The 20,594-nt window shown below is 61.7% G+C and carries 20 protein-coding genes; 9 read left to right on the forward strand and 11 right to left on the reverse strand.

Features of this window, described 5'->3' with window-relative positions; translation table 11 throughout:
- Positions 1–2: 2 nt before the first annotated feature.
- The 7 genes from GIW48_RS21215 to GIW48_RS21245 all read right to left on the reverse strand — a co-directional run bounded on the left by GIW48_RS21215 (position 3) and on the right by GIW48_RS21245 (position 7,010).
- Complete coding sequence (locus GIW48_RS21215) at positions 3–884, reverse strand: branched-chain amino acid ABC transporter permease (protein WP_034106908.1); 882 nt, start codon at positions 882–884, stop codon at positions 3–5.
- Positions 884–1,654 carry an ABC transporter ATP-binding protein gene (locus GIW48_RS21220; RefSeq protein WP_236462263.1) on the reverse strand — a complete coding sequence of 257 codons (771 nt, stop codon included), beginning with the start codon at positions 1,652–1,654 and terminating at the stop codon, positions 884–886. The genes GIW48_RS21215 and GIW48_RS21220 overlap by 1 nt, the downstream gene beginning before the upstream one ends.
- Positions 1,651–2,562, reverse strand: coding sequence for an AMP-binding protein (locus GIW48_RS21225; RefSeq protein WP_236462260.1), 912 nt, complete (start codon positions 2,560–2,562; stop codon positions 1,651–1,653). Before GIW48_RS21225 ends, GIW48_RS21220 begins: the two co-directional genes overlap by 4 nt.
- An 815-nt stretch (positions 2,563–3,377) precedes the next feature.
- Positions 3,378–4,757 (reverse strand): LLM class flavin-dependent oxidoreductase, encoded by a 1,380-nt coding sequence (locus GIW48_RS21230; protein WP_017137544.1) that lies wholly within the window; start codon positions 4,755–4,757, stop codon positions 3,378–3,380.
- Complete coding sequence (locus GIW48_RS21235) at positions 4,757–5,083, reverse strand: acyl-CoA dehydrogenase (RefSeq protein WP_138453846.1); 327 nt, start codon at positions 5,081–5,083, stop codon at positions 4,757–4,759. The genes GIW48_RS21230 and GIW48_RS21235 overlap by 1 nt, the downstream gene beginning before the upstream one ends.
- A 12-nt stretch (positions 5,084–5,095) precedes the next feature.
- A complete protein-coding gene (locus GIW48_RS21240; RefSeq protein ID WP_169988207.1) occupies positions 5,096–6,292 on the reverse strand; it encodes an SfnB family sulfur acquisition oxidoreductase in 1,197 nt (398 codons plus the stop codon).
- Positions 6,293–6,446: 154 nt separating this feature from the next.
- A complete protein-coding gene (locus GIW48_RS21245; protein WP_017137542.1) occupies positions 6,447–7,010 on the reverse strand; it encodes a helix-turn-helix domain-containing protein in 564 nt (187 codons plus the stop codon).
- A gap of 92 nt (positions 7,011–7,102) precedes the next feature.
- Here GIW48_RS21245 and GIW48_RS21250 point away from each other — a divergent pair, with 92 nt between their 5' ends.
- From GIW48_RS21250 to GIW48_RS21280, 7 genes are all read left to right on the forward strand, one after another.
- Positions 7,103–8,029, forward strand: coding sequence for a DMT family transporter (locus tag GIW48_RS21250; protein WP_170040693.1), 927 nt, complete (start codon positions 7,103–7,105; stop codon positions 8,027–8,029).
- A gap of 272 nt (positions 8,030–8,301) precedes the next feature.
- The gene (locus GIW48_RS21255; protein ID WP_170040692.1) at positions 8,302–11,223 is read left to right on the forward strand and encodes a monovalent cation/H+ antiporter subunit A; all 2,922 of its coding nucleotides are present in this window, start codon (positions 8,302–8,304) and stop codon (positions 11,221–11,223) included.
- A complete protein-coding gene (locus tag GIW48_RS21260) occupies positions 11,223–11,567 on the forward strand; it encodes a Na+/H+ antiporter subunit C (RefSeq protein WP_003192163.1) in 345 nt (114 codons plus the stop codon). Before GIW48_RS21255 ends, GIW48_RS21260 begins: the two co-directional genes overlap by 1 nt.
- Positions 11,564–13,246, forward strand: a complete 1,683-nt coding sequence (locus GIW48_RS21265) for a monovalent cation/H+ antiporter subunit D (RefSeq protein ID WP_099550541.1) — start codon at positions 11,564–11,566, stop codon at positions 13,244–13,246. The genes GIW48_RS21260 and GIW48_RS21265 overlap by 4 nt, the downstream gene beginning before the upstream one ends.
- Complete coding sequence (locus GIW48_RS21270; protein WP_099550542.1) at positions 13,243–13,731, forward strand: Na+/H+ antiporter subunit E; 489 nt, start codon at positions 13,243–13,245, stop codon at positions 13,729–13,731. The genes GIW48_RS21265 and GIW48_RS21270 overlap by 4 nt, the downstream gene beginning before the upstream one ends.
- Positions 13,728–14,006, forward strand: coding sequence for a K+/H+ antiporter subunit F (locus tag GIW48_RS21275; protein WP_017137537.1), 279 nt, complete (start codon positions 13,728–13,730; stop codon positions 14,004–14,006). The genes GIW48_RS21270 and GIW48_RS21275 overlap by 4 nt, the downstream gene beginning before the upstream one ends.
- Complete coding sequence (locus GIW48_RS21280) at positions 14,003–14,341, forward strand: Na+/H+ antiporter subunit G (protein WP_236462072.1); 339 nt, start codon at positions 14,003–14,005, stop codon at positions 14,339–14,341. Before GIW48_RS21275 ends, GIW48_RS21280 begins: the two co-directional genes overlap by 4 nt.
- Before the next feature lie 107 nt (positions 14,342–14,448).
- Here the strand turns inward: GIW48_RS21280 and GIW48_RS21285 are convergent, their stop codons facing one another.
- Positions 14,449–14,907: an HIT family protein gene (locus GIW48_RS21285; RefSeq protein WP_017134689.1), complete on the reverse strand. Its 459-nt coding sequence runs from the start codon at positions 14,905–14,907 to the stop codon at positions 14,449–14,451.
- Positions 14,908–15,069: 162 nt separating this feature from the next.
- Between GIW48_RS21285 and GIW48_RS21290 the strand changes: the two genes are divergently transcribed.
- On the forward strand, positions 15,070–15,822 hold the full coding sequence (locus tag GIW48_RS21290) for a 3-oxoacyl-ACP reductase family protein (RefSeq protein WP_236462076.1): 753 nt from the start codon (positions 15,070–15,072) through the stop codon (positions 15,820–15,822).
- Between the two features lie 24 nt (positions 15,823–15,846).
- Positions 15,847–16,434: a TetR/AcrR family transcriptional regulator gene (locus GIW48_RS21295; RefSeq protein ID WP_099550544.1), complete on the forward strand. Its 588-nt coding sequence runs from the start codon at positions 15,847–15,849 to the stop codon at positions 16,432–16,434.
- Here GIW48_RS21295 and lepB read toward each other — a convergent pair whose 3' ends face one another.
- From lepB to GIW48_RS21310, 3 genes are all read right to left on the reverse strand, one after another.
- On the reverse strand, positions 16,435–17,103 hold the full coding sequence (lepB, locus tag GIW48_RS21300) for a signal peptidase I (protein WP_099550545.1): 669 nt from the start codon (positions 17,101–17,103) through the stop codon (positions 16,435–16,437).
- 315 nt (positions 17,104–17,418) lie between these two features.
- Entirely contained in the window at positions 17,419–18,807 is a 1,389-nt protein-coding gene (cysS, locus tag GIW48_RS21305) for a cysteine--tRNA ligase (RefSeq protein ID WP_170040691.1), read from the reverse strand.
- A gap of 18 nt (positions 18,808–18,825) precedes the next feature.
- Entirely contained in the window at positions 18,826–20,526 is a 1,701-nt protein-coding gene (locus GIW48_RS21310; protein ID WP_026013499.1) for a glutamine--tRNA ligase/YqeY domain fusion protein, read from the reverse strand.
- Positions 20,527–20,594: the final 68 nt, after the last annotated feature.

Raw genomic sequence — 20,594 nt, forward strand, 5'->3', positions numbered from 1 at the left:
TTTCAAACTCGCTCGATGGCGCGCTCGCCGAACAGGCCGGCGGGACGGATATACAGGAAGGCCAGGGCCAATACATAAGCGAACCACGGCGTGATGCCGCCGCCGATCAACGGGCCGATATACACCTCGGCGAGGTTCTCCGCCGCGCCGACAATCAGCCCGCCGACAATCGCCCCGCCAATCGAGGTAAAGCCGCCGATGATCAACACCGGCAAGGCCTTGAGCACCACCAGCGAAAGGGAAAACTGCACGCCCTGGCGCGCGCCCCACAGCAACCCCGCCACCAACCCGACAATGCCGGCCACGGCCCAGACGATCTGCCAGATACGGTTGAGGTTGATGCCGATGGACAGCGCCGCCGTGGTGTCATCCGCCACGGCGCGCAACGACACACCGATGCGAGTCTTGTTGAACAGCAACGCCAGCACGGTTACCAGCACCACGGCAGCCGCCGCGGCGATCAAATCAAACTGGCTGAGCATCAGCGGCCCGACAAACAGCGGCACGTCGTCGATGCCCAAGTCCAGCGCACGCACCTGCGAGCCCATCAGCCCTTGGGCCAGGCCTTCGATGATGAACGAAAGGCCCAAGGTGGCCATGAACAGGGTGATCTGCGAGCGGTTCACCAGCGGGCGCAGTACCAGCCGCTCGATGAGCAAGGCGCCGATGATCATCACGATTACCGTCAGCAGCAACGCCAGGGCAAAGGGCACGCCCTGGTCATGCAGGCTGACAAAGGTCAGCGCGGCAAACAGCAGCATCGAGCCCTGGGCGAAATTGAACACGCCGCTGGCCTTGTAGATCAGCACGAAACCGATGGCGACCAGCGAGTACATGGTGCCGGCGAGCAGGCCGCCGAGCAGGGTTTCAAAGAAGAACGTCATCAGTGTGCAACTCCCAGGTACGCCGCGATCACCTCGGGGTCGGCCTGCACCTGCGCAGGTGTGCCGTCGCCGACTTTGCGCCCGTAGTCGAGCACCACCACATGGTCGGACAGGCCCATCACCACGCCGATGTCGTGTTCGATCAACACCACGGTGGTGTCGAGGTCGCGGTTGACGTCGGCGACAAAGCGCGCCATTTCCTGTTTTTCCTCGGCGTTCATCCCGGCCATGGGCTCGTCCAGCAGCAACAGGCTGGGGCCGGCGATCAAGGCACGGCCCAGCTCTACGCGCTTTTGCAAACCGTAAGAGAGGTTGCCCACCAGCACATCGCGGTGCGCTTGCAGTTCGAGGAACTCGAGGATGCCTTGGCCGCGCAGGCGAAAGGCTTCGGCCTCACGGCGGGCGCGGGGCACGCCCAGGGCTTGCTCGATAAAGCTGGTGCGCATATGCCGCGACAGGCCGGTAAGGATGTTGTCGAGCACGCTCATTTTCTTGAACAGTGCGTTGTTCTGAAAAGTACGCCCGATACCTCGACGCGCCGCACCCAAAGGGTCGATGCGGTGGAAGTGTTGTTGCTCAAACACAATCTCACCGGCATCGAAGCGGTACACGCCGTTAAGCACATTGAGCAGCGAACTTTTACCGGCGCCGTTGGGGCCGATCAGCGCACAGATTTCGCCGCGCTGCACCTCAAAGGACAAGGCATTGATGGCCTTGACGCCTTTGAACGACAGCGAGATCTCGCGCACCTGGAGAATGGTCTGGCTCATGCGATGTCCCGTTTGAATTCAGCCAGCCATGCTGGATCGCGGCTGGTTTTTTGCGCGCTGGCTGGCTGCCAGATATAGGTCAACCGTTGGAAGCCCAGCAGCCTGCGTACACGATTTTTCAACAGGCGCCGCAGGCCACTTTGCGGGTGAGCGATGGCCCACTCACACACGCGTCGGCGCCAGGTGCCGTGGGGCGCCAGGCGGCTTTCGATATCGTCGGCCAGGTGCTGTAAACGCTCGGGGGACAGCAGCAGGCCGGTCGGCGCGACCTCACCGCGATCACGTCGGGCCGAGGCCGGGCTTTCCGGAAAAGCCAGGCCGTGGCCGCTGTTCAACCATTGCTCCAGGACTACCGCCAGGCCGCCTTGCCAGTGGGTGCCCTCCTCGCTCCACAACACGGTTTCACCGCTCGGTTGCCACCAGCGCTGCAGGTGTTGCGCCGGGTCTGCCGGGCCGAGCAATTGGGTGAAATCCAACAGATTGGCAGACTGCCAGTGCCGCACCTGCTGCCGCCCCTGGGCATACGAATGGCTGGGGTGAATGCGCCATAGCTGTTGGTACAGGGCTTCTGGCTCCAGGTCATCGGCCAGGGTCAACACCTGCCCGCCGGCAGACTGCGCGGCCAGCGCCAACAGCAGCAGGTCAGGCTCGAACGTGCCGCTTAAGGCCAAGCGTGATTGCGCGCTGAAACCTTGCTGGCGCAAACCATCGGCCAGGCGCTCGACGTCGCGCAACACGTCGATCCAGCGCCAGGCATACCACTGCCCCTGGCGCTTGTGACGCAGGGCGATGTGCAGCGGGGTGAGCTGCGCCCAGTGCTGCAAATGCTCCAGGGCTTCGGGCAGGTTGCCGAGCAGTTCGGCAGGCCATTCCAGCGCCTGCGGACGTTTGAGTTCGTGCACGCTCATAGGGGTAATGCTCCTATTCAAGTAGTGTGCGTGCGGTGGTCCGCTGGCCAGGTCAGGTGGTTCAACAGCGATCAACTGTGGCAAGCCAGCTCCCACATGGACCGAGGTGCTTCAGTTAGATTGCGCTGGCTTTGAGGTCGCGGTGGTCCGCTGGCCTAGTCAGGTGGATCAACACCAATCAACTGTGGGAGCTGGCTTGCCTGCGATGGCGGCGTGTCAGCTGGCTCATTTCTGGCTGACCCACCGCTTTCGCAGGCAAGCCAGCTCCCACATGGACCGAGGTGCTTCAGTTAGATTGCGCTGGCTTTGAGGTCGCGGTAGCCCGCTGGCCTAGTCAGGTGGATCAACACCAATCAACTGTGGGAGCTGGCTTGCCTGCGATGGCGGCGTGTCAGCTGGCTCATCTCTAACTGACCCACCGCTTTCGCAGGCAAGTCAGCTCCCACATTGACCGAGGTGCTTCAGTTAGATTGCGCTGGCTTTGAGGTCGCGGTAGCCCGCTGGCCTAGTCAGGTGGATCAACACCAATCAACTGTGGGAGCTGGCTTGCCTGCGATGGCTGCGTGTCAGCTGGCTCATTTCCAGCTGACCCACCGCTATCGCAGGCAAGCCAGCTCCCACATGGACCGAGGTGCTTCAGTTAGATTGCAGTGGCTTTGAGGTCGCGGTGGTCCGCTGGCCTAGTCAGGTGGATCAACACCAATCAACTGTGGGAGCTGGCTTGCCTGCGATGGCGGCGTGTCAGCTGGCTCATTTCTGGCTGACCCACCGCTTTCGCAGGCAAGCCAGCTCCCACATGGACCGAGGTGCTTCAGTTAGATTGCGCTGGCTTTGAGGTCGCGGTAGCTTGCACCCGGATGGTTTGGGGCCAGCCGCGCACCGTCGCCGAATAACTTTTCGCGCAGGGTGCCCTGGGCGTACTCGGTCTTGTATACGCCGCGCTTTTGCAACTCCGGCACGAGCAGGTCCACGGCGTCGATGAAGGTTTCATGGGTCAGCGCGTAGGCCAGGTTAAAACCATCCACGTCGGTCTCTTCGACCCACTCCTGCAACAGGTCGGCCACGGTTTCCGGGCCGCCCACGAACAACGGGCCAAAGCCGCCGATGCCAACCCAATCGGCCAGTTCATTGGGCGTCCAGACCTTGTTCGGGTCCGCCGTGGAGAAGGCTTCCACCGCCGATTGAATCGCGTTGGTGTGTACATGCTTGAGCGGCTCATCGGGCTTGAACTGGCTGAAGTCGATGCCGGTCCAGCCGGAGATCAGCGCCATTGCGCCCTCGTAGCTGACGTAGGATTTGTATTCGTCAAACTTGGCTTTGGCCTTGGCATCGGTCTCGCCGACGATCACCGTTTGCAAGTTGAAGATCAGGATTTTCTTCGGATCTCGCCCGGCCTCAGCGGCTCGGCGGCGGATGTCGGCGACGGTTTTTTTCAGCAGCACCTTGGACGGTGCGGCCACGAACACGCACTCGGCCTGTTCGGCGGCGAACTGCTTGCCACGGCTGGAGGCCCCGGCCTGGTACAGCACCGGCGTGCGTTGCGGCGACGGTTCGCAGAGGTGAATGCCGGGCACCTGGAAGTGTTTGCCGACGTGGCGGATCTCGTGGATTTTGCTCGGGTCGCTGAAAATGCGACGCTCGCGATCACGCAGCACGGCGCCCTCTTCCCAACTGCCTTCCCAGAGTTTGTAGCAAACCTCCAGGTATTCCTCGGCATAGTCGTAGCGCGCATCGTGTTCGGTCTGGGCTTTCTGGCCGAGGTTCTTGGCGCCGCTTTCCAGGTAGGACGTGACGATGTTCCAGCCGACACGCCCTTTGGTCAGGTGGTCGAGGGTCGAGAGCCTGCGGGCGAACGGATACGGATGTTCAAATGACAAAGAAGCGGTCAGGCCAAACCCCAGGTGTTCGGTGACCAACGCCATCGGCGCAATCAGCGACAGCGGGTCGTTGACCGGCACTTGTGCGGCCTGGCGAATCGCCGCGTCGCCATTGCCGTTGTACACGTCGTAGATGCCCAGCACGTCGGCGATAAACAGGCCGTCAAACTTGCCACGCTCAAGAATTTTGGCGAGGTCCGTCCAGTACTCCAGATCCTTGTACTGCCACGAGCGGTCACGCGGGTGCGCCCACAAGCCGGGAGATTGATGGCCTACGCAGTTCATGTCGAAGGCATTCAAGCGGATTTCACGGGACATCAAAGCACTCCGTTGAGGTGGTAGTTGCCGACGATCTGATATTTGCGCCGCAGTGGGTCGTCGAGAGTCGACGCCAGCGCGGTACGTTGGCCGGTGAGTTCAAATTCGGCATTACTGGCGGCAATCAAGGCTTCGGCAGCGGCGATTTGTGCTTCGGTCAACGCCACCGGGCTTGGGTGGGTTTCAGCGCGTTCAAACAAGGCGGCGGCTACGTCGACGCGGATCTGCAAGTCGCCAAAGCGGCTGATCACGTACGGGTCATCGCTGGCGTGTACAAACCGTCGGGTACTTTCCAGCAGTTGGCGCGCTTGATTCAGGGCGGTCATGAATAAATATCCTCAGTTCCAGGCGTGGCGCGCAGGCTTCACGCCGTTGAGCACGAAGTTGCCGATCAGGTGGTATTTCCAGCGGGCCGGGTCATGCAGGGTGTGGGTGCGTGCGTTGCGCCAGAAGCGGTCGAGGTTGTGCTTGCCGGTGACCGAGCGGGTGCCGGCCAGTTCGAAGAGTTTGCTGCTGGCGAGCAAGGCGGTTTCGGCCGACAGCACTTTGGCCTGGGCGACCACCAGCGAGGCGTTGGCGACTGTGTCTTCGTTGGGCTCGGCCAGGGCCAGGTCGACAGCCTTGCCGGCCCTGGCAAGGATCGCTTCGGTGCCGTGCACGCGCCATTGCAGATCGCCAATGGCCGCGATGGTGAACGGGTCTTGCCAGCCGTGATCCTGCTGGCTGTCGATCCATGGGCGCGCCTGGCGGGCGTGGATTTTCGCCTGTTCGAGGGCGCCCAGGGCGATGCCGGTGTCGACGGCGGCCTGGATAATCTGCGAGATCGGGCCGTTGGCGGTGGGCTGGTCGAAGGCTTGGTGCGCAGGAATGATCGCGCTAAGGGGCACACTGACGCCGTCGAGGGTCACGCCGCCACTGGCGGTGGTGCGCTGGCCGAAGCCGTCCCAGCTATCAATCACGGTTAGGCCCGGCGCATCGCGTTCGACAAAGGCAATAAACGCCTGGCCGTTCTCGTTGTTGCCGACCGTGGGCACGAGGTGGGCAAACAGCGCGCCGGTGCAGTAGAACTTCTCGCCATTGATAGAGGCCGTGTCGCCGTCAAAACGAATCTGAGTGTCGAAGGTGCCGGCGTTTTTGCTCTTGGCTTCAGAAAAGGCATTACCGAAACGATAGCCGGCCAGGACCTTGCCGAAATAGTGACGCTTTTGTTCCTCGCTGGCGGTTTGCAGCAGGATGTCCACCACGCCCAGGTGGTTTTGCGGGATTTGCCCCAGCGACGGGTCGGCGGCGGAGATCAACTTGATCACCTCGGCCACCGTTACATAAGACACCTCGGCGCCGCCGTAGGCCTTGGGAATAGTGATGCCCCAGAGGCCACTGGCCGAGAATTCGTCGAGTTCGGCCACCGGCAGGCGCCGCTCGCGGTCGCGCACGCTGGCGTCAACGGCAAACCGCGCGGCCAAGCGCGTCGCGACTTCAATGGCTTCGGCATCCGAGCGGATGATATGGGCAGGTTGTTGAGGGTGGGCTGACATGGGCCGACTCCAGGCTCCGATGGGTTACCGGAGCAATTGCAGGAGTCATGCCTGAATTTAATCGTCAGCAAAATCAGGCGGTTGCTGGCTTTAAGAGGCTGTTGAACGCGTTTCAAACCAACAAAGTGTGCATCCACTGTTGCCGGGCCAACAGTTAGATCACCACGTTACGCACAAACCGCACGGCAACATCGCCGTCATTGCGATAGCCGTGCACGTTGCGGCTGGCGAACATGTAGAACTCACCGGCCGCCACGTGTTTTTCTTCCTCGCCCACCAGCAAGGTCAGGCAGCCTTCGAACACGAACAGCTGCACGCTCCAGCCGTCCGGGTCGGGGTCGGGGCTGTAGCGATCACCCGGTTCCAGGTGCATCTCCCACAACTCGACTTCACGCCGCGCCGTGGCCTTGGCCAGTAGCACCGCTTTACTGCCGGGGATATCGCCGGCCCAGGCCAGCTCGTTGATGCGGCTGTGATCACCGGCATCCGGGGCCTGGATAAGGTCGCTGAAGGCCACGTCCAAGGCTTCGGCGACGCGGTCCAGCGTGGACAGGCTGACATTCTTCTCGCCCGCCTCGATGGCCACCAGCATGCGCCGGCTGACCCCGGACTTTTCCGAGAGTGCGGTCTGGCTCAGATCCGCAGCATGGCGCAGCCGGCGGACGTTCTGGCTGACGTGTTGCAGGACCGAGGCCCGTTGTGGATTTTCTTTGTGCACTATATTGCTCAATGGGTGGGTGTGCGCAGTATACTGCCCAGCGTGCGGCGCATTGTGCGGTCCGTGCCTTTCCCTTGCAAGACCGAGCCGCCATGACTGCCCCGAACGCCTCCCCACGTTTCAACCGTTTCAGCAAAGCCGAATGCATCCTGGTGGTGATCACCATGATCTGGGGCGGCACGTTTTTGCTCGTGCAACACGCCATGACCGTCAGCGGGCCGATGTTTTTCGTGGGCCTGCGGTTTGCGGCGGCGGCGATTGTGGTGGGGTTCTTTTCGTTGCGCACGTTGCGTGGCCTGACCTTGTTCGAGTTGAAAGCCGGCGCATTCATCGGCACCTCGATCATGTTCGGCTACGGCATGCAGACCATTGGCCTGCAGACCATTCCAAGCAGCCAGTCGGCGTTCATTACAGCGCTTTATGTACCTTGCGTACCGCTGTTGCAGTGGCTGGTGCTGGGGCGTCGCCCAGGCCTGATGCCGAGCATTGGCATCATGTTGGCGTTTACCGGGTTGATGCTGCTTACAGGCCCGACGGGTGCCTCTCTGAACTTCAGCCCCGGTGAAATTGCCACACTGATCTGCGCAATCGCGGTGGCCGCCGAAATTATCCTCATTGGCGCCTATGCCGGGCAGGTGGATGTGCGGCGAGTGACCGTGGTGCAACTGGCCACGGCCTCGTTGCTGTCGTTCCTGATGGTGGTGCCGATGGGCGAGGCGCTGCCGGGCTTCTCCTGGTTGCTGTTGTTCAGTGCAGTGGGCCTGGGTTTGACCAGTGCGGTGATTCAGGTGGCGATGAACTGGGCGCAGCAGAGTGTTTCGCCAACCCGTGCCACGTTGATCTATGCCGGCGAACCGGTATGGGCCGGCGTGATCGGGCGGATTGCCGGGGAGCGTTTTCCGCCGATTGCGATGGTCGGCGCGGCGTTGATTGTGGCGGCGGTGATTGTGAGTGAGATGAAGACACGCAATCAGCGAGAAGCTGAAAAATCAATCGAACTGGAACAGGAAGCCCCCTGACCCGTCAGGTCCGATCGTTCCCACGCTCTGCGTGGGCATGCATCCTGTGACGCTCCGCGTCACCCTTGCGCAAGGCTCACGGCTGCATAAGCAGTTGGGACGCGGAGCGTCCGGGGTGGCATTCCCACGCAGAGCGTGGGAACGATCAGGCCCGAAACAATGCCAAACGGGAGATTTCGGCCTACCTTGTAGGATCCTGCCACATCTTGCCGTTTGGTGATCGAGAAAGCGGCACGTATGATGCATCCCAAACTCCCGCAGATTAGAAGCCTATGTCCCTGATAGTTCTACTGCTTCTGCCTTTTATCGGCAGCTGTCTGGCGGCCTTGCTGCCGCATAATGCACGTAACACCGAATCCCTGTTGGCCGGCCTTGTGGCCCTGGTCGGCACCATTCAAGTCGCTTTGCTCTACCCTCAGATCGCCCACGGTGGCGTGATCTGCGAAGAATTCATGTGGTTGCCCAGCCTCGGGCTCAACTTCGTGCTGCGCATGGACGGGTTTGCCTGGTTGTTCTCGATGCTGGTGCTGGGCATCGGCACACTGGTGGCGCTGTATGCGCGCTATTACATGTCGCCGGATGACCCGGTGCCGCGCTTCTTTGCGTTTTTCCTGGCGTTTATGGGCGCCATGCTCGGGCTGGTGATCTCCGGCAACCTGATCCAGATCGTGTTCTTCTGGGAACTGACCAGCCTCTTCTCGTTCCTGCTGATCGGCTATTGGCACCACCGCGCCGATGCCAGGCGCGGCGCCTATATGGCGCTGATGGTCACCGGCGCCGGCGGCTTGTGCCTGCTGGCGGGTGTGATGCTGCTGGGGCATATCGTCGGCAGCTATGACCTGGACCTGGTGCTGGCGGCGGGCGATCAGATTCGCGCGCATTCGCTGTACCCGGTGATGCTCGCGTTGGTGCTGATCGGCGCCTTGAGCAAGAGCGCGCAGTTCCCTTTCCACTTCTGGCTGCCCCACGCCATGGCGGCACCCACGCCGGTTTCGGCCTACCTGCACTCGGCGACGATGGTGAAGGCCGGCGTGTTCCTGCTGGCCCGCCTGTGGCCGTCGCTGTCCGGCAGCGAAGAATGGTTCTGGATCGTCGGCGGTGCCGGCGCACTCACCCTCCTCCTCGGCGCTTACTGCGCCATGTTTCAGAATGATCTCAAGGGCCTGCTGGCCTATTCCACCATCAGCCACCTCGGGCTGATCACCTTGCTGCTGGGCCTCAACAGCCCGCTGGCCGCCGTCGCTGCGGTGTTCCATATCCTCAACCACGCCACTTTCAAGGCCTCGCTGTTCATGGCCGCCGGCATCATCGACCACGAAAGCGGCACGCGGGATATCCGCAAGCTCAGTGGCCTGGTGCGGCTGATCCCGTTTACTGCGACCCTGGCGATGGTGGCCAGTGCGTCCATGGCCGGCGTGCCGTTGCTCAATGGTTTCCTGTCCAAAGAGATGTTCTTCGCCGAAACGGTATTTATCTCGGCGACAAAGTGGGTAGAAATCGCCCTGCCGGTGATCGCGACCATCGCCGGTACGTTCAGCGTTGCCTATGCCCTGCGCTTTACCGTCGACGTGTTCTTCGGCCCGCCCGCGACCGACCTGCCCCACACGCCCCACGAGCCACCGCGCTGGATGCGCGCGCCGGTCGAGCTGCTGGTGTTTACCTGCCTGCTGGTGGGCATCTTCCCGGCCCAGGTGGTCGGTTCGATCCTCGCCGCCGCCGCACTGCCGGTGGTCGGCGGGGTACTGCCCGAATACAGCCTGGCCATCTGGCACGGCTGGAACGCGCCGATGATCATGAGCCTGGTGGCCATGTCCGGCGGCATCGTGCTGTACCTGCTGCTGCGCAAACAGCTCAAACGTGGCCGTTTCAAATACCCGCCGATCATCAGTTACTTCAACGGCAAGCGCATGTTCGAGCGCAGCCTGGTGGTGATGATGCGCGGCGTGCGCCGTATCGAAAAACGCATCAGCACCAAACGCCTGCAAACCCAATTGTTCCTGCTGGTGCTGGCGGCGGTGGTTGCCGGGTTGATCCCGATGCTCAACAGCGGCCTCAGTTGGGGCGACCGGCCGAAGATCCCCGGCTCCATCGTGTTCGTGACCCTGTGGTTGCTGGCCATCGCCTGTGCGCTGGGCGCCGCCTGGCAAGCCAAGTACCACCGGCTGGCAGCCCTGACCATGGTCAGTGTGTGCGGCATGGTCACCTGCGTGACCTTCGTGTGGTTCTCGGCGCCGGACCTGGCCCTGACGCAACTGGTGGTCGAAGTGGTCACCACCGTGCTGATTTTGCTGGGCCTGCGTTGGTTGCCACGACGGATCGAAGAAGTCTCGCCACTGCCGAGCTCGTTGCGCAAGGCGCGCATCCGTCGCCTGCGCGACTTCCTGTTGTCCACCGTGGTCGGTGGCGGCATGGCGCTGCTCTCCTACGCAATGCTGACCCGCCAGACGCCCAACGATATCTCCTCGTTTTACCTGAGCCGCGCGCTGCCCGAAGGCGGCGGCAGCAATGTGGTGAACGTGATGCTGGTGGACTTCCGCGGCTTTGATACCTTGGGCGAAATCACCGTGCTCGGCGCCGTGGCGCTGACCGTCTACGCCCTGCTGCGCCGCTTCCGCCCGTCCAAGGAAAGCATGGAGTTGCCGCCACAACAGCGCCAATTGGCGCCGGACGTGGCCACCGACCTGGTCAACCCGCGCCAGGCCAGCGATACCGCCCTGGGCTTTATGATGGTGCCGGCGGTACTGGTGCGCCTGCTGCTGCCGATTGCGCTGGTGGTGTCGTTCTACCTGTTCATGCGCGGCCACAACCAGCCGGGCGGCGGTTTCGTCGCAGGGTTGGTGATGTCGGTGGCGTTTATCCTGCAATACATGGTCGCCGGCACCCAATGGGTCGAAGCGCAGATGAGCCTGAGGCCGATGCGCTGGATGGGCTTCGGCCTGCTTTCGGCCACCTTGACCGGGCTCGGCGCGCTGTTCGTCGGTTACCCGTTCCTCACCACCCACACCTGGCACTTCAGCCTGCCGCTGCTGGGCGATATCCACATTGCCAGCGCGTTGTTCTTCGACGTTGGCGTGTACGCCATGGTCGTCGGCTCCACGCTGTTGATGCTCACCGCCCTCGGTCACCAGTCGGTGCGAGCGCATAAACCGAGCAACCAGCCCAAGGCCGTTGCCGCAACCGAAGGAGCCGCCTGATGGAAGAAGTCATCGCAATTGCCATTGGAGTGCTGGCGGCCTCCGGCGTCTGGTTGATCCTGCGCCCACGAACGTTCCAGGTCGTCATGGGCCTGTGCCTGCTGTCGTATGGAGTCAACCTGTTCATTTTCAGCATGGGCAGCCTGTTCATCGGTAAAGAGCCGATCATCAAGGACGGCGTGCCGCAAGACCTGCTCAACTACACCGATCCGCTGCCCCAGGCCCTGGTACTCACGGCCATCGTGATCAGCTTCGCCATGACGGCCTTGTTTCTGGTGGTGCTGCTGGCCTCCCGTGGGCTGACCGGCACTGACCATGTGGACGGTCGGGAGCCAAAGGAATGACGTGGATGAATCAAATGATCGTCGCGCCGATCCTGCTGCCGTTGCTGACCGCCGCGCTGATGCTGATGCTCGGCGAAAAACGCCGCCCGTTGAAAGCCAGGATCAACCTGTTCTCCAGCATCATCGGCCTGGGTGTCGCCATCCTGCTGCTGTACTGGACGCAACAAGGCGGCCCCGGCTCGATTGGCGTGTACCTGCCGGGCAACTGGCAGGTGCCCTTCGGCATTGTGCTGGTGGTGGACCAACTGTCGGCGATGATGCTGGTGCTCACCGGCATTATCGGTGTGAGCGCGCTGCTGTTCGCCATGGCCCGTTGGGATCGCGCCGGCACCAGTTTCCACGCGCTGTTCCAGATCCAGCTGATGGGTTTGTACGGTGCATTCCTGACGGCGGACCTGTTCAACCTGTTCGTGTTCTTCGAGGTGCTGCTGGCGGCGTCCTATGGCTTGATGCTGCACGGCTCTGGCCGCGCGCGGGTGTCGTCGGGGCTGCATTACATTGCGATCAACCTGTTGGCGTCGTCGCTTTTCCTGATTGGCGCGGCGATGATCTACGGGGTCACCGGCACGCTGAACTTTGCTGACCTGGCGCTGAAAATCCCGCTGGTACCGCAAGCCGATCGCGGCCTGTTGCATGCTGGCGCGGCGATCCTCGCCACTGCATTCCTGGCCAAGGCCGGCATGTGGCCACTGAACTTCTGGCTGGCACCCGCCTACTCCTCGGCCAGCGCACCGGTGGCGGCGATGTTTGCGATCATGACCAAGGTCGGCGTGTACACCGTGCTGCGTCTGTGGACCTTGCTGTTCTCCGGGCAAGCCGGTGCATCGGCGCTGTTTGGCGGCGACTGGCTGGTGTACGGCGGCATGGCGACCATAGTCTGCGCGGCGCTGGCCATGGTGGCTGCGCAGCGCCTGGAGCGGATGGCCAGCCTGAGCATCCTGGTGTCGGCCGGGATCCTGCTGTCGTCGGTGGGCTTTGCCCAGCCAAGCCTGACCGCCGGGGCGCTGTTCTATCTGGTCAGCTCGACCCTGGCGCTGAGCGCGCTGTTCCTGCTGGCCGAGCTGATCGAGCGTTCGCGCTCGGCCAATGATCTGCCGCTGGATGAAGAAATCGACGCGCTGCCCAAGGCCATGGAGTCGTTGCACCCACGCCCCGGCGTCAACCTGGATGACGAGCAGAAAGCCGTGGTCGGCCAGGTGATCCCCTGGACCATGGCCTTCCTGGGCTTGAGCTTTATCGCCTGCGCACTGCTGATTATCGGCATGCCGCCGTTGTCCGGGTTTATCGGCAAGCTCAGCCTGTTGAGCGCGCTGGTCAACCCAATGGGCCTGGGTAACGCAGTGGATGAGCCGATCCGCCCGGCGGCCTGGGGCTTGGTGGCGCTGTTGATCTTGTCGGGCCTGGCTTCGCTGATCGCCTTCGCCCGCCTGGGTATCCAGCGCTTCTGGACGCCGGAGGAGCGCCCATCGCCGCTGCTGCGCCGCTACGAATGTGTGCCGATCTTCTTCCTGCTCGGCCTGAGCATTCTCCTGACCTTCAAGGCCGAACCGTTGATGCGCTACACCCAGGCCACTGCCGACAGCCTGAATAACCCGGAGCATTACGTGATGGCGGTGATGGCCACGCGCCCGGTGCTGAGCCCTGAGTCCAGAGCCGCCGCCCTGGAGGTGCAGCCATGAAGCGCCTGTTCCCTGCCCCATGGCTATCGCTGGCATTGTGGGTGCTGTGGCTGGTGTTGAACCTGTCGGTCAGCCCCGGCAACCTGTTGCTGGGCGCGGTGCTGGGCTTTCTCGCGCCGCTGCTGATGGCGCCGCTGCGCCCGCTGCCGGTGCGTATTCGTCGCCCCGGCATCATCATTCGCTTGTTCTTCGTGGTGGGTCGCGACGTGATCGTGTCCAACCTGCACGTGGCCTGGGGCGTACTGACGTGCGGATCCCGCCCGCCGCGTTCACGTTTTATCAAAATCCCGCTCGACCTGCGTGACCCCAACGGCCTGGCCGTCCTGTCGATGATCACCAGCGTGACGCCTGGCACAGTGTGGTCGGAACTGGCCCTGGACCGCAGCATCCTGCTGCTGCACGTGTTCGACCTGGACGATGAAGCACCGTTTATCGAGCACTTCAAACGCGCCTACGAACGGCCCCTGATGGAGATCTTCGAATGAGCCCCCTGCTCTCCAATGCAATCCTGGTCAGCCTGTTCCTGTTCTCGCTGGCGATGGTGCTGACGCTGGTGCGCCTGTTCAAAGGCCCGTCCGCGCAAGACCGGGTTCTGGCGCTGGACTACCTGTACATCCTGGCGATGCTGATGATGCTGGTGCTCGGCATTCGTTATGCCAGTGACACCTACTTTGAAGCGGCGCTGCTGATTGCGCTGTTTGGCTTTGTCGGGTCGTTCGCCCTGGCGAAATTCCTGCTGCGTGGCGAGGTGATTGAATGATGCCGTTATGGGTTGAAGTGATCGTGGCCATGTTGCTGGTGCTCAGCAGCCTGTTTGCGCTGATTGGCGCGATCGGGTTGTTGCGCATGAAGGACTTCTTCCAGCGCATGCACCCACCGGCACTGGCCTCCACACTGGGCGCGTGGTGCGTGGCGCTGGCGTCGATTATCTACTTTTCGGTGCTCAAGTCCGGGCCGGTGCTGCATGGCTGGTTGATTCCGATTTTGTTGGCGATCACGGTGCCTGTTACCACACTGCTGTTGGCGCGCACGGCGCTGTTTCGCAAGCGCATGGCCGGTGATGATGTGCCTGCCGAGGTCAGCAGCCGCCGCTGATTGATCTGTGGGAGCTGGCTTGCCTGCGATAGCGGTGTATCAGTCAATGTTGCTGTGACTGATAGGCCCCCATCGCAGGCAAGCCAGCTCCCACATTGGTTTTTGCGTCAGGCGAACGAGCGGATGTGCGTCGCCAACGCTGCCAGTTCCCCATCATCGGCCCGCACAAAATCGTGGGATGAGATGTAACCCTCATACGCCGCAAAAAACTTGTCGACTTTGGAGCTGATGGGCTTGAACGCGCTGTCCTGCCCCGTGCCGTGCATGGGAAACAGCTTCGCATGCAGATGGTCCACGCCGTAGCCTTCGAGCATCATCCCCGTGCGCGCCACATCGGGAAACGCCCGATCAATCAGCAGTGCGGTTTTCTTGGTCGCCACAATCAGCGCGGACAACACCGCATCCGACTGCGCGAACGCGTAGCTGCCGTAATGCTGTTTGGGGATCACCACGCTGAAACCAGGCGTATTGGGGAAGATCGACAGGAACGCCATATGCTGGTCGTCTTCCCAGAGGATATGGGCCGGGGACGTCTTGCGGACAATGCTGCAGAAAATACAATCCATTCAATTCACCGTCAGTTTCAGTGTGCGAGCCGAGCCTCCAAAGGTAAGGCAAAAATGTCGCGCCCTAGTTAAAGATTAAATAATCCATAAATAGCTTGGCGCATTGGAATTGGCCTGATACGGTTTAGTGGATTTATTAATCCACTAAAAACAGGCACACCCATGACCGCTCATCTCGCACGTTTTACTGACAAAGTCGCCCTGGTAACCGGCGGCTCCCGTGGCATCGGCGAAGCCATCGTACGGCGCCTGGCGGCTGAAGGCGCGGCAGTGGCCTTCACCTATTCCGCGTCGGCTGACAAGGCGCAGGCACTGGCCGGCCAGATTCAAAGCCAAGGCGGCACAGCCCTGGCCATTCAGGCGGACAGCGCCGATGTGGTGGCGATTGCCCGAGCCGTGACCACTACCGTTGCGCATTTCGGCACGCTGAATATCCTGGTTAACAATGCCGGGATCTTGCAGCTCGGCAGCGTGGACGAATTCAGCCTGGAAGACTTCGACCGCATGTTCGCCGTGAATGTACGCGCGACATTCGCCGCCGCGAAAGCCGCGTCAGCAGTGATGCGCAGTGGTGACAGGATCATCAGCGTGGGCAGCGTCGTAGCGCAGCGCTCAGCCTTTCCGGGCTCCAGCGTCTATAGCATGACGAAGGCGGCGATCGCCGGTATGATCCGCGGCCTGGCGATTGATTTTGCCCCGCGCGGCATCACCGTCAATAACGTCCAGCCCGGCCCGACCAGCACTGACATGAACCCGGCAGACGCGCCGCATGCCGACCTGATCAAAAGCCTGGTGCCCTTGGGCCGTACAGGCACGGCTGACGAAATCGCCGGCATGGTCGCCTACCTCGCGTCTGAAGAAGCTGCCTTTGTGACCGGCGCCAGCCTGAGCATCGACGGTGGCTACCTGGCCTGACCCTTCACTTTCCAGAGGTACCCCATGGCAAGACCCCGAGCCTTCGACCGCGACCAGGTGCTGCAACACGCCATCCGCGTATTTTGCGACAAGGGTTTTGCCGCCGCCTCAACCGAAGAACTGATGCAGGCCATGGGGCTGAGCCGCCAGAGCATGTACAACACCTTTGGCGACAAACGCCAGTTGTACCTGCAGGCCATGGCCGAGTATCAGCGCACGGGCGTCGACGACCTGATCGAGCGTCTGGGCCAAGGCCCGACACCGCTGCAAGGCCTGCACGACACCCTGAACTCCTTCGCCACCCGCGCCCTTCGCGAAGGCACGGCCGGGTGCATGGGCGTCAATGCGATCTGTGAGTTTGGCCAGGAAGATGAGGAAATCAATCAGCTCACCGCACACAGCGCCGAGCGTTTGCGCCGTGCATTTGAGCAGACCCTGAGATGTGCGCAGGAACAGGGTGAACTCGTTCCCGGCACCGATTTGCCGGCCGCCTGCGACTTTCTGATGGCCACCCTTAGCGGCATGAAGATTGCCGGTAAGGGCGGCGCTAGCGTCGAGCAGTTGGCTAACATCGCAGGGTTTGCAGTTCGCGCACTGGGCGCCAAGGCGTAATTACAGGATCGGCGCGCCGAAGCGGTTCAAGCGCGGCATCCAATGATCGAGGATTTGCGCAGATGCCAGCACATGATGCGCGTGCCCGATCAACAAGCGGCGTGGCACAAAGCCGATGTAGCGCGAGTCATCGCTGTTGTCGCGGTTGTCACCCAGCATGAAATAACTGTCGGCAGGCACCGTGACCGGGCCGAAATTTCGCAATGCCCGAACCGTGGGCATGAACTGAATGCTGCGCTGACTGTTGCTCGCATGCTCGATCAGCTTGATACCCGGCACTGTCTGGCCTGGCACGATCGGTTCGCTGATGTCCTGCCCATCACTGTAGGTAGCCGGCGTGCCGTTGACCCACAGCACTTCATCTTTCATTTCCAGGGTATCGCCGGGAATGCCGACGATGCGTTTGATCAAGCGCATGCCGTCCTTGGGTGACGAGAAGGTCACCACATCACCGCGTTTAGGGTCATCCAGCTTGGCCAGGGATATATCCGTGAGCGGCAGCTTGAGGTCATACGCCACACGGTTGACCAGCACCACATCACCCTCCAGCAACGTCGGGCGCATCGACCCGGACGGGATGGGGTTCCAGTCGGCCAGGGAGGTGCGGAACACGCCGAAGCACAGCCAGAAAAGGATGACGTAACGGTAGCGGCTTAACCAACTTCGCATACAGCCTCGCACTAAAAAAAGCGGCGCAGACAGCCGCCGGCAAACCCAGGGTAACATTTGGCAATACTCGCTTATTACACCGGAGGATTAAATTAACATTAGCGTTACGGCCTGCATTGATCGTCCCCACGCTCTGCGTGGGAATGCATCCCTTGACGCTCCGCGTCACCTTGCACAGGGCTTGAGGTGTTTGCCAAAAGCAGGACGCAGAGCGTCCAGGGCGGCGTTCCCACGCAGAGCGTGGGAACGAGCCACGCTTGCACAATAAAAAACGCCCCGAACCAGTCGGGGCGTTTTTTATTCAGGATTTACCGATCAAGCCTGATCAGCCAACCGCCACGTCGTGCCGCCCTTCCCGTCTTCCAACACCACACCCATCGCGGTCAGTTGGTCACGGATACGGTCGGACTCCGCCCAGTCTTTGCCTGCACGGGCAGCCAGGCGCGCTTGAATCAACGCGTCTACTTCAGCGGCATTTACACGCCCTTCGGCGCCGGCTTGCAGGAAGTCATCGGCTTCCATCTGCAGTACGCCCAACACGCTGGCCAGCTCTTTCAAGCGCGCAGCAAGCCCTGCGGCTGCATCAAGATCACTCTCACGCAGACGGTTGATCTCGCGCACCATCTCGAACAGCACCGCGCAGGCTTCCGGCGTGCCGAAGTCGTCGTTCATGACCTCGGTAAAGCGTGCCACGAAGGCTTCGCCGCCGGCCGGCGCCACGGCCGGCAGGCCTTTCAACGCATGGTAGAAACGCTCCAGGGCGCCTTTGGCGTCCTTGAGGTTGTCTTCCGAGTAGTTGATGGCGCTGCGGTAGTGGCTCGACACCAGCAGGTAGCGCACCACTTCCGGGTGGTACTTTTCCAGCACATCGCGGATGGTGAAGAAGTTGTTCAAGGACTTGGACATCTTCTCGCCATTGATGCGGATCATGCCGCAGTGCATCCAGGCGTTGGCGTAGGTCTTGCCGGTGGCGGCTTCGCTTTGGGCGATTTCGTTTTCATGGTGCGGGAACTCAAGGTCGCTGCCGCCGCCATGAATGTCGAAGGTCTCGCCCAGGCAGCAGGTGGACATCACCGAGCATTCGATGTGCCAGCCCGGACGGCCCGCGCCCCATGGCGACTCCCAGCTCGGCTCGCCGGGCTTGGTGCCTTTCCACAGCACGAAGTCCAGTGGATCCTGCTTGGCTTCGTCGACTTCGATACGTGCACCGATGCGCAGGTCTTCGATTTTCTTGCGCGACAACTTGCCATAACCCATGAACTTGGCGACGCGGTAGTACACGTCGCCATTGCCTGGGGCGTAGGCGTAACCCTTGTCGATCAGGGTCTGGATCATGCTCAACATGCCCGGAATGTGATCCGTGGCGCGCGGCTCCATGTCCGGTTTGAGGATGTTCAGACGCGCTTCATCCTCATGCATCGCGGTGATCATGCGCTCGGTCAGCACATCGAACGGTTCGCCGTTCTCGCGCGCCCGGTTGATGATCTTGTCTTCGATGTCGGTGATGTTGCGCACATAGGTCAAGTCATAGCCGCTGAAACGCAACCAACGGGTCACCAGGTCGAAGGCAACCATGCTGCGGCCGTGGCCGATGTGGCAGTAGTCGTACACGGTCATGCCGCACACGTACATGCGCACCTTGTTGCCGTCCAGCGGCTTGAAGACTTCTTTGGTCTTGCTGAGTGTGTTGTAGATCGTTAGCACAACGGCTTCCTTAGAGAATCACTGGCCCCACGAATCACGCAAGGTCACGGTACGGTTGAAGACCGGATGACCAGGTTTGGAGTCCTTGATATCCGCGCAGAAGTAACCTTCGCGCTCGAACTGGAAACGGTCTTCCGGCTGTGCGTCGCCAAGCGATGGCTCGGCACGACAACCCGTGAGAACTTGCAGGGAGTCAGGGTTGATGTTGTCCAGGAAGCTGGCGCTGTCTTCAGCCTTCTCAGGGTTCGGCGAACGGAACAGACGATCGTACAGGCGCACTTCGCACTCGATGCTGGCAGCAGCCGGCACCCAGTGAACGACACCTTTGACCTTGCGGCCTTCAGGGTTCTTGCCCAGGGTTTCCGGGTCGTAGGAGCAACGCAGTTCGACGATGTTGCCATCGGCGTCCTTGATCGCTTCGTCGGCTCGGATCACGTAGCTGCCGCGCAGGCGCACTTCGCCGTTAGGCTCCAGGCGCTTGTAGCCTTTCGGCGGCTCTTCCATGAAGTCATCACGGTCGATGTAGATTTCACGCGCGAACGGCAGCTTGCGCACGCCGAGTTCTTCTTTTTGCGGGTGACGCGGCAGTTCGAGGTGGTCGACCTTGTCTTCCGGATAGTTGGTGATCACGACTTTCAACGGGCGCAATACGCACATGGCGCGCGGCGCGTTGGCGTCCAGGTCCTGACGGATGCTGAACTCGAGCATGCCGTAATCGACCACGCCGTCGGAGCGGTTGGTGCCGACCATGTCGCAGAAGCTGCGGATCGACGCCGGGGTGTAGCCGCGACGGCGGAAACCCGACAGGGTGGACATGCGCGGGTCATCCCAGCCATGCACGTGCTTTTCGTCCACCAACTGCTTGAGCTTGCGCTTGCTGGTGATGGTGTAGTTCAGGTTCAGGCGGCTGAACTCGTACTGACGCGGGTGCGCCGGAACCGGCAGGCTGTCGAGGAACCACTCATACAGCGGGCGATGGCTTTCGAACTCCAGGGTGCAGATGGAGTGGGTGATGCCTTCGATGGCGTCCGACTGACCGTGGGTGAAGTCGTAGTTCGGGTAGATGCACCACTTGTCACCGGTCTGGTGGTGATGGGCGTGGCGGATGCGGTACATGATCGGGTCGCGCAGGTTCATGTTCGGCGAGGCCATGTCGATCTTGGCACGCAGCACACGGGCGCCGTCCGGGAACTCACCGGCGCGCATGCGGTTGAACCAGTCGAGGTTCTCTTCTACCGAACGGTCACGGAACGGGCTGTTCTTGCCCGGCTCGGTCAGCGTGCCACGGTATTCCTTGGCCTGCTCCGGGGTCAGGTCGTCGACGTAGGCCTTGCCGGCCTTGATCAGCTCGACGGCCCAGTCGAACAACTGGTCGAAATACTTGGACGCATAGCGCACTTCACCGGACCATTCGAAGCCCAGCCACTTGATGTCGCTTTCGATGGCGTCGATGTATTCCTGGTCTTCCTTGGCCGGGTTGGTGTCGTCGAAACGCAGGTGCGTGACGCCACCGAACTCCTGGGCCAGGCCGAAGTTCACACAGATCGACTTGGCGTGACCGATGTGCAGGTAGCCGTTGGGCTCTGGCGGGAAGCGGGTGACGATCTGCGTGTGCTTGCCCGAATCCAGGTCCGCCTGGATGATCGGGCGCAGGAAATTGACCGGGACGGCAGGTCCGGCCTTGGAATTCGAGGTAGGGTCGACAGTGGGCTTGCTCATAGGATCCTTGAACAGACAGGTTCGTGGCCGGTTGGGGCCAGATAAAACAAAGGCGATATCATAGCCGA

The organism is Pseudomonas sp. PA-6-3C (assembly GCF_021605825.1).
In the GTDB taxonomy this organism is placed as follows: domain Bacteria; phylum Pseudomonadota; class Gammaproteobacteria; order Pseudomonadales; family Pseudomonadaceae; genus Aquipseudomonas; species Aquipseudomonas edaphica.

Excerpts from the sequence above, each read along its gene's own strand:
- GIW48_RS21225 (WP_236462260.1), bottom strand. The coding sequence starts at position 2,562 with ATGAGCGTGCACGAACTCAAACGTCCGCAGGCGCTGGAATGGCCTGCC.
- GIW48_RS21215 (WP_034106908.1), bottom strand. The coding sequence starts at position 884 with ATGACGTTCTTCTTTGAAACCCTGCTCGGCGGCCTGCTCGCCGGCACC.
- GIW48_RS21275 (WP_017137537.1), top strand. The coding sequence starts at position 13,728 with ATGAGCCCCCTGCTCTCCAATGCAATCCTGGTCAGCCTGTTCCTGTTC.
- GIW48_RS21295 (WP_099550544.1), top strand. The coding sequence starts at position 15,847 with ATGGCAAGACCCCGAGCCTTCGACCGCGACCAGGTGCTGCAACACGCC.
- GIW48_RS21235 (WP_138453846.1), bottom strand. The coding sequence starts at position 5,083 with ATGACCGCCCTGAATCAAGCGCGCCAACTGCTGGAAAGTACCCGACGG.
- GIW48_RS21285 (WP_017134689.1), bottom strand. The coding sequence starts at position 14,907 with ATGGATTGTATTTTCTGCAGCATTGTCCGCAAGACGTCCCCGGCCCAT.
- GIW48_RS21290 (WP_236462076.1), top strand. The coding sequence starts at position 15,070 with ATGACCGCTCATCTCGCACGTTTTACTGACAAAGTCGCCCTGGTAACC.
- GIW48_RS21240 (WP_169988207.1), bottom strand. The coding sequence starts at position 6,292 with ATGTCAGCCCACCCTCAACAACCTGCCCATATCATCCGCTCGGATGCC.
- GIW48_RS21265 (WP_099550541.1), top strand. The coding sequence starts at position 11,564 with ATGACGTGGATGAATCAAATGATCGTCGCGCCGATCCTGCTGCCGTTG.
- GIW48_RS21260 (WP_003192163.1), top strand. The coding sequence starts at position 11,223 with ATGGAAGAAGTCATCGCAATTGCCATTGGAGTGCTGGCGGCCTCCGGC.
- GIW48_RS21230 (WP_017137544.1), bottom strand. The coding sequence starts at position 4,757 with ATGTCCCGTGAAATCCGCTTGAATGCCTTCGACATGAACTGCGTAGGC.
- lepB (WP_099550545.1), bottom strand. The coding sequence starts at position 17,103 with ATGCGAAGTTGGTTAAGCCGCTACCGTTACGTCATCCTTTTCTGGCTG.
- GIW48_RS21280 (WP_236462072.1), top strand. The coding sequence starts at position 14,003 with ATGATGCCGTTATGGGTTGAAGTGATCGTGGCCATGTTGCTGGTGCTC.
- GIW48_RS21310 (WP_026013499.1), bottom strand. The coding sequence starts at position 20,526 with ATGAGCAAGCCCACTGTCGACCCTACCTCGAATTCCAAGGCCGGACCT.
- GIW48_RS21220 (WP_236462263.1), bottom strand. The coding sequence starts at position 1,654 with ATGAGCCAGACCATTCTCCAGGTGCGCGAGATCTCGCTGTCGTTCAAA.
- GIW48_RS21250 (WP_170040693.1), top strand. The coding sequence starts at position 7,103 with ATGACTGCCCCGAACGCCTCCCCACGTTTCAACCGTTTCAGCAAAGCC.
- GIW48_RS21255 (WP_170040692.1), top strand. The coding sequence starts at position 8,302 with ATGTCCCTGATAGTTCTACTGCTTCTGCCTTTTATCGGCAGCTGTCTG.
- GIW48_RS21270 (WP_099550542.1), top strand. The coding sequence starts at position 13,243 with ATGAAGCGCCTGTTCCCTGCCCCATGGCTATCGCTGGCATTGTGGGTG.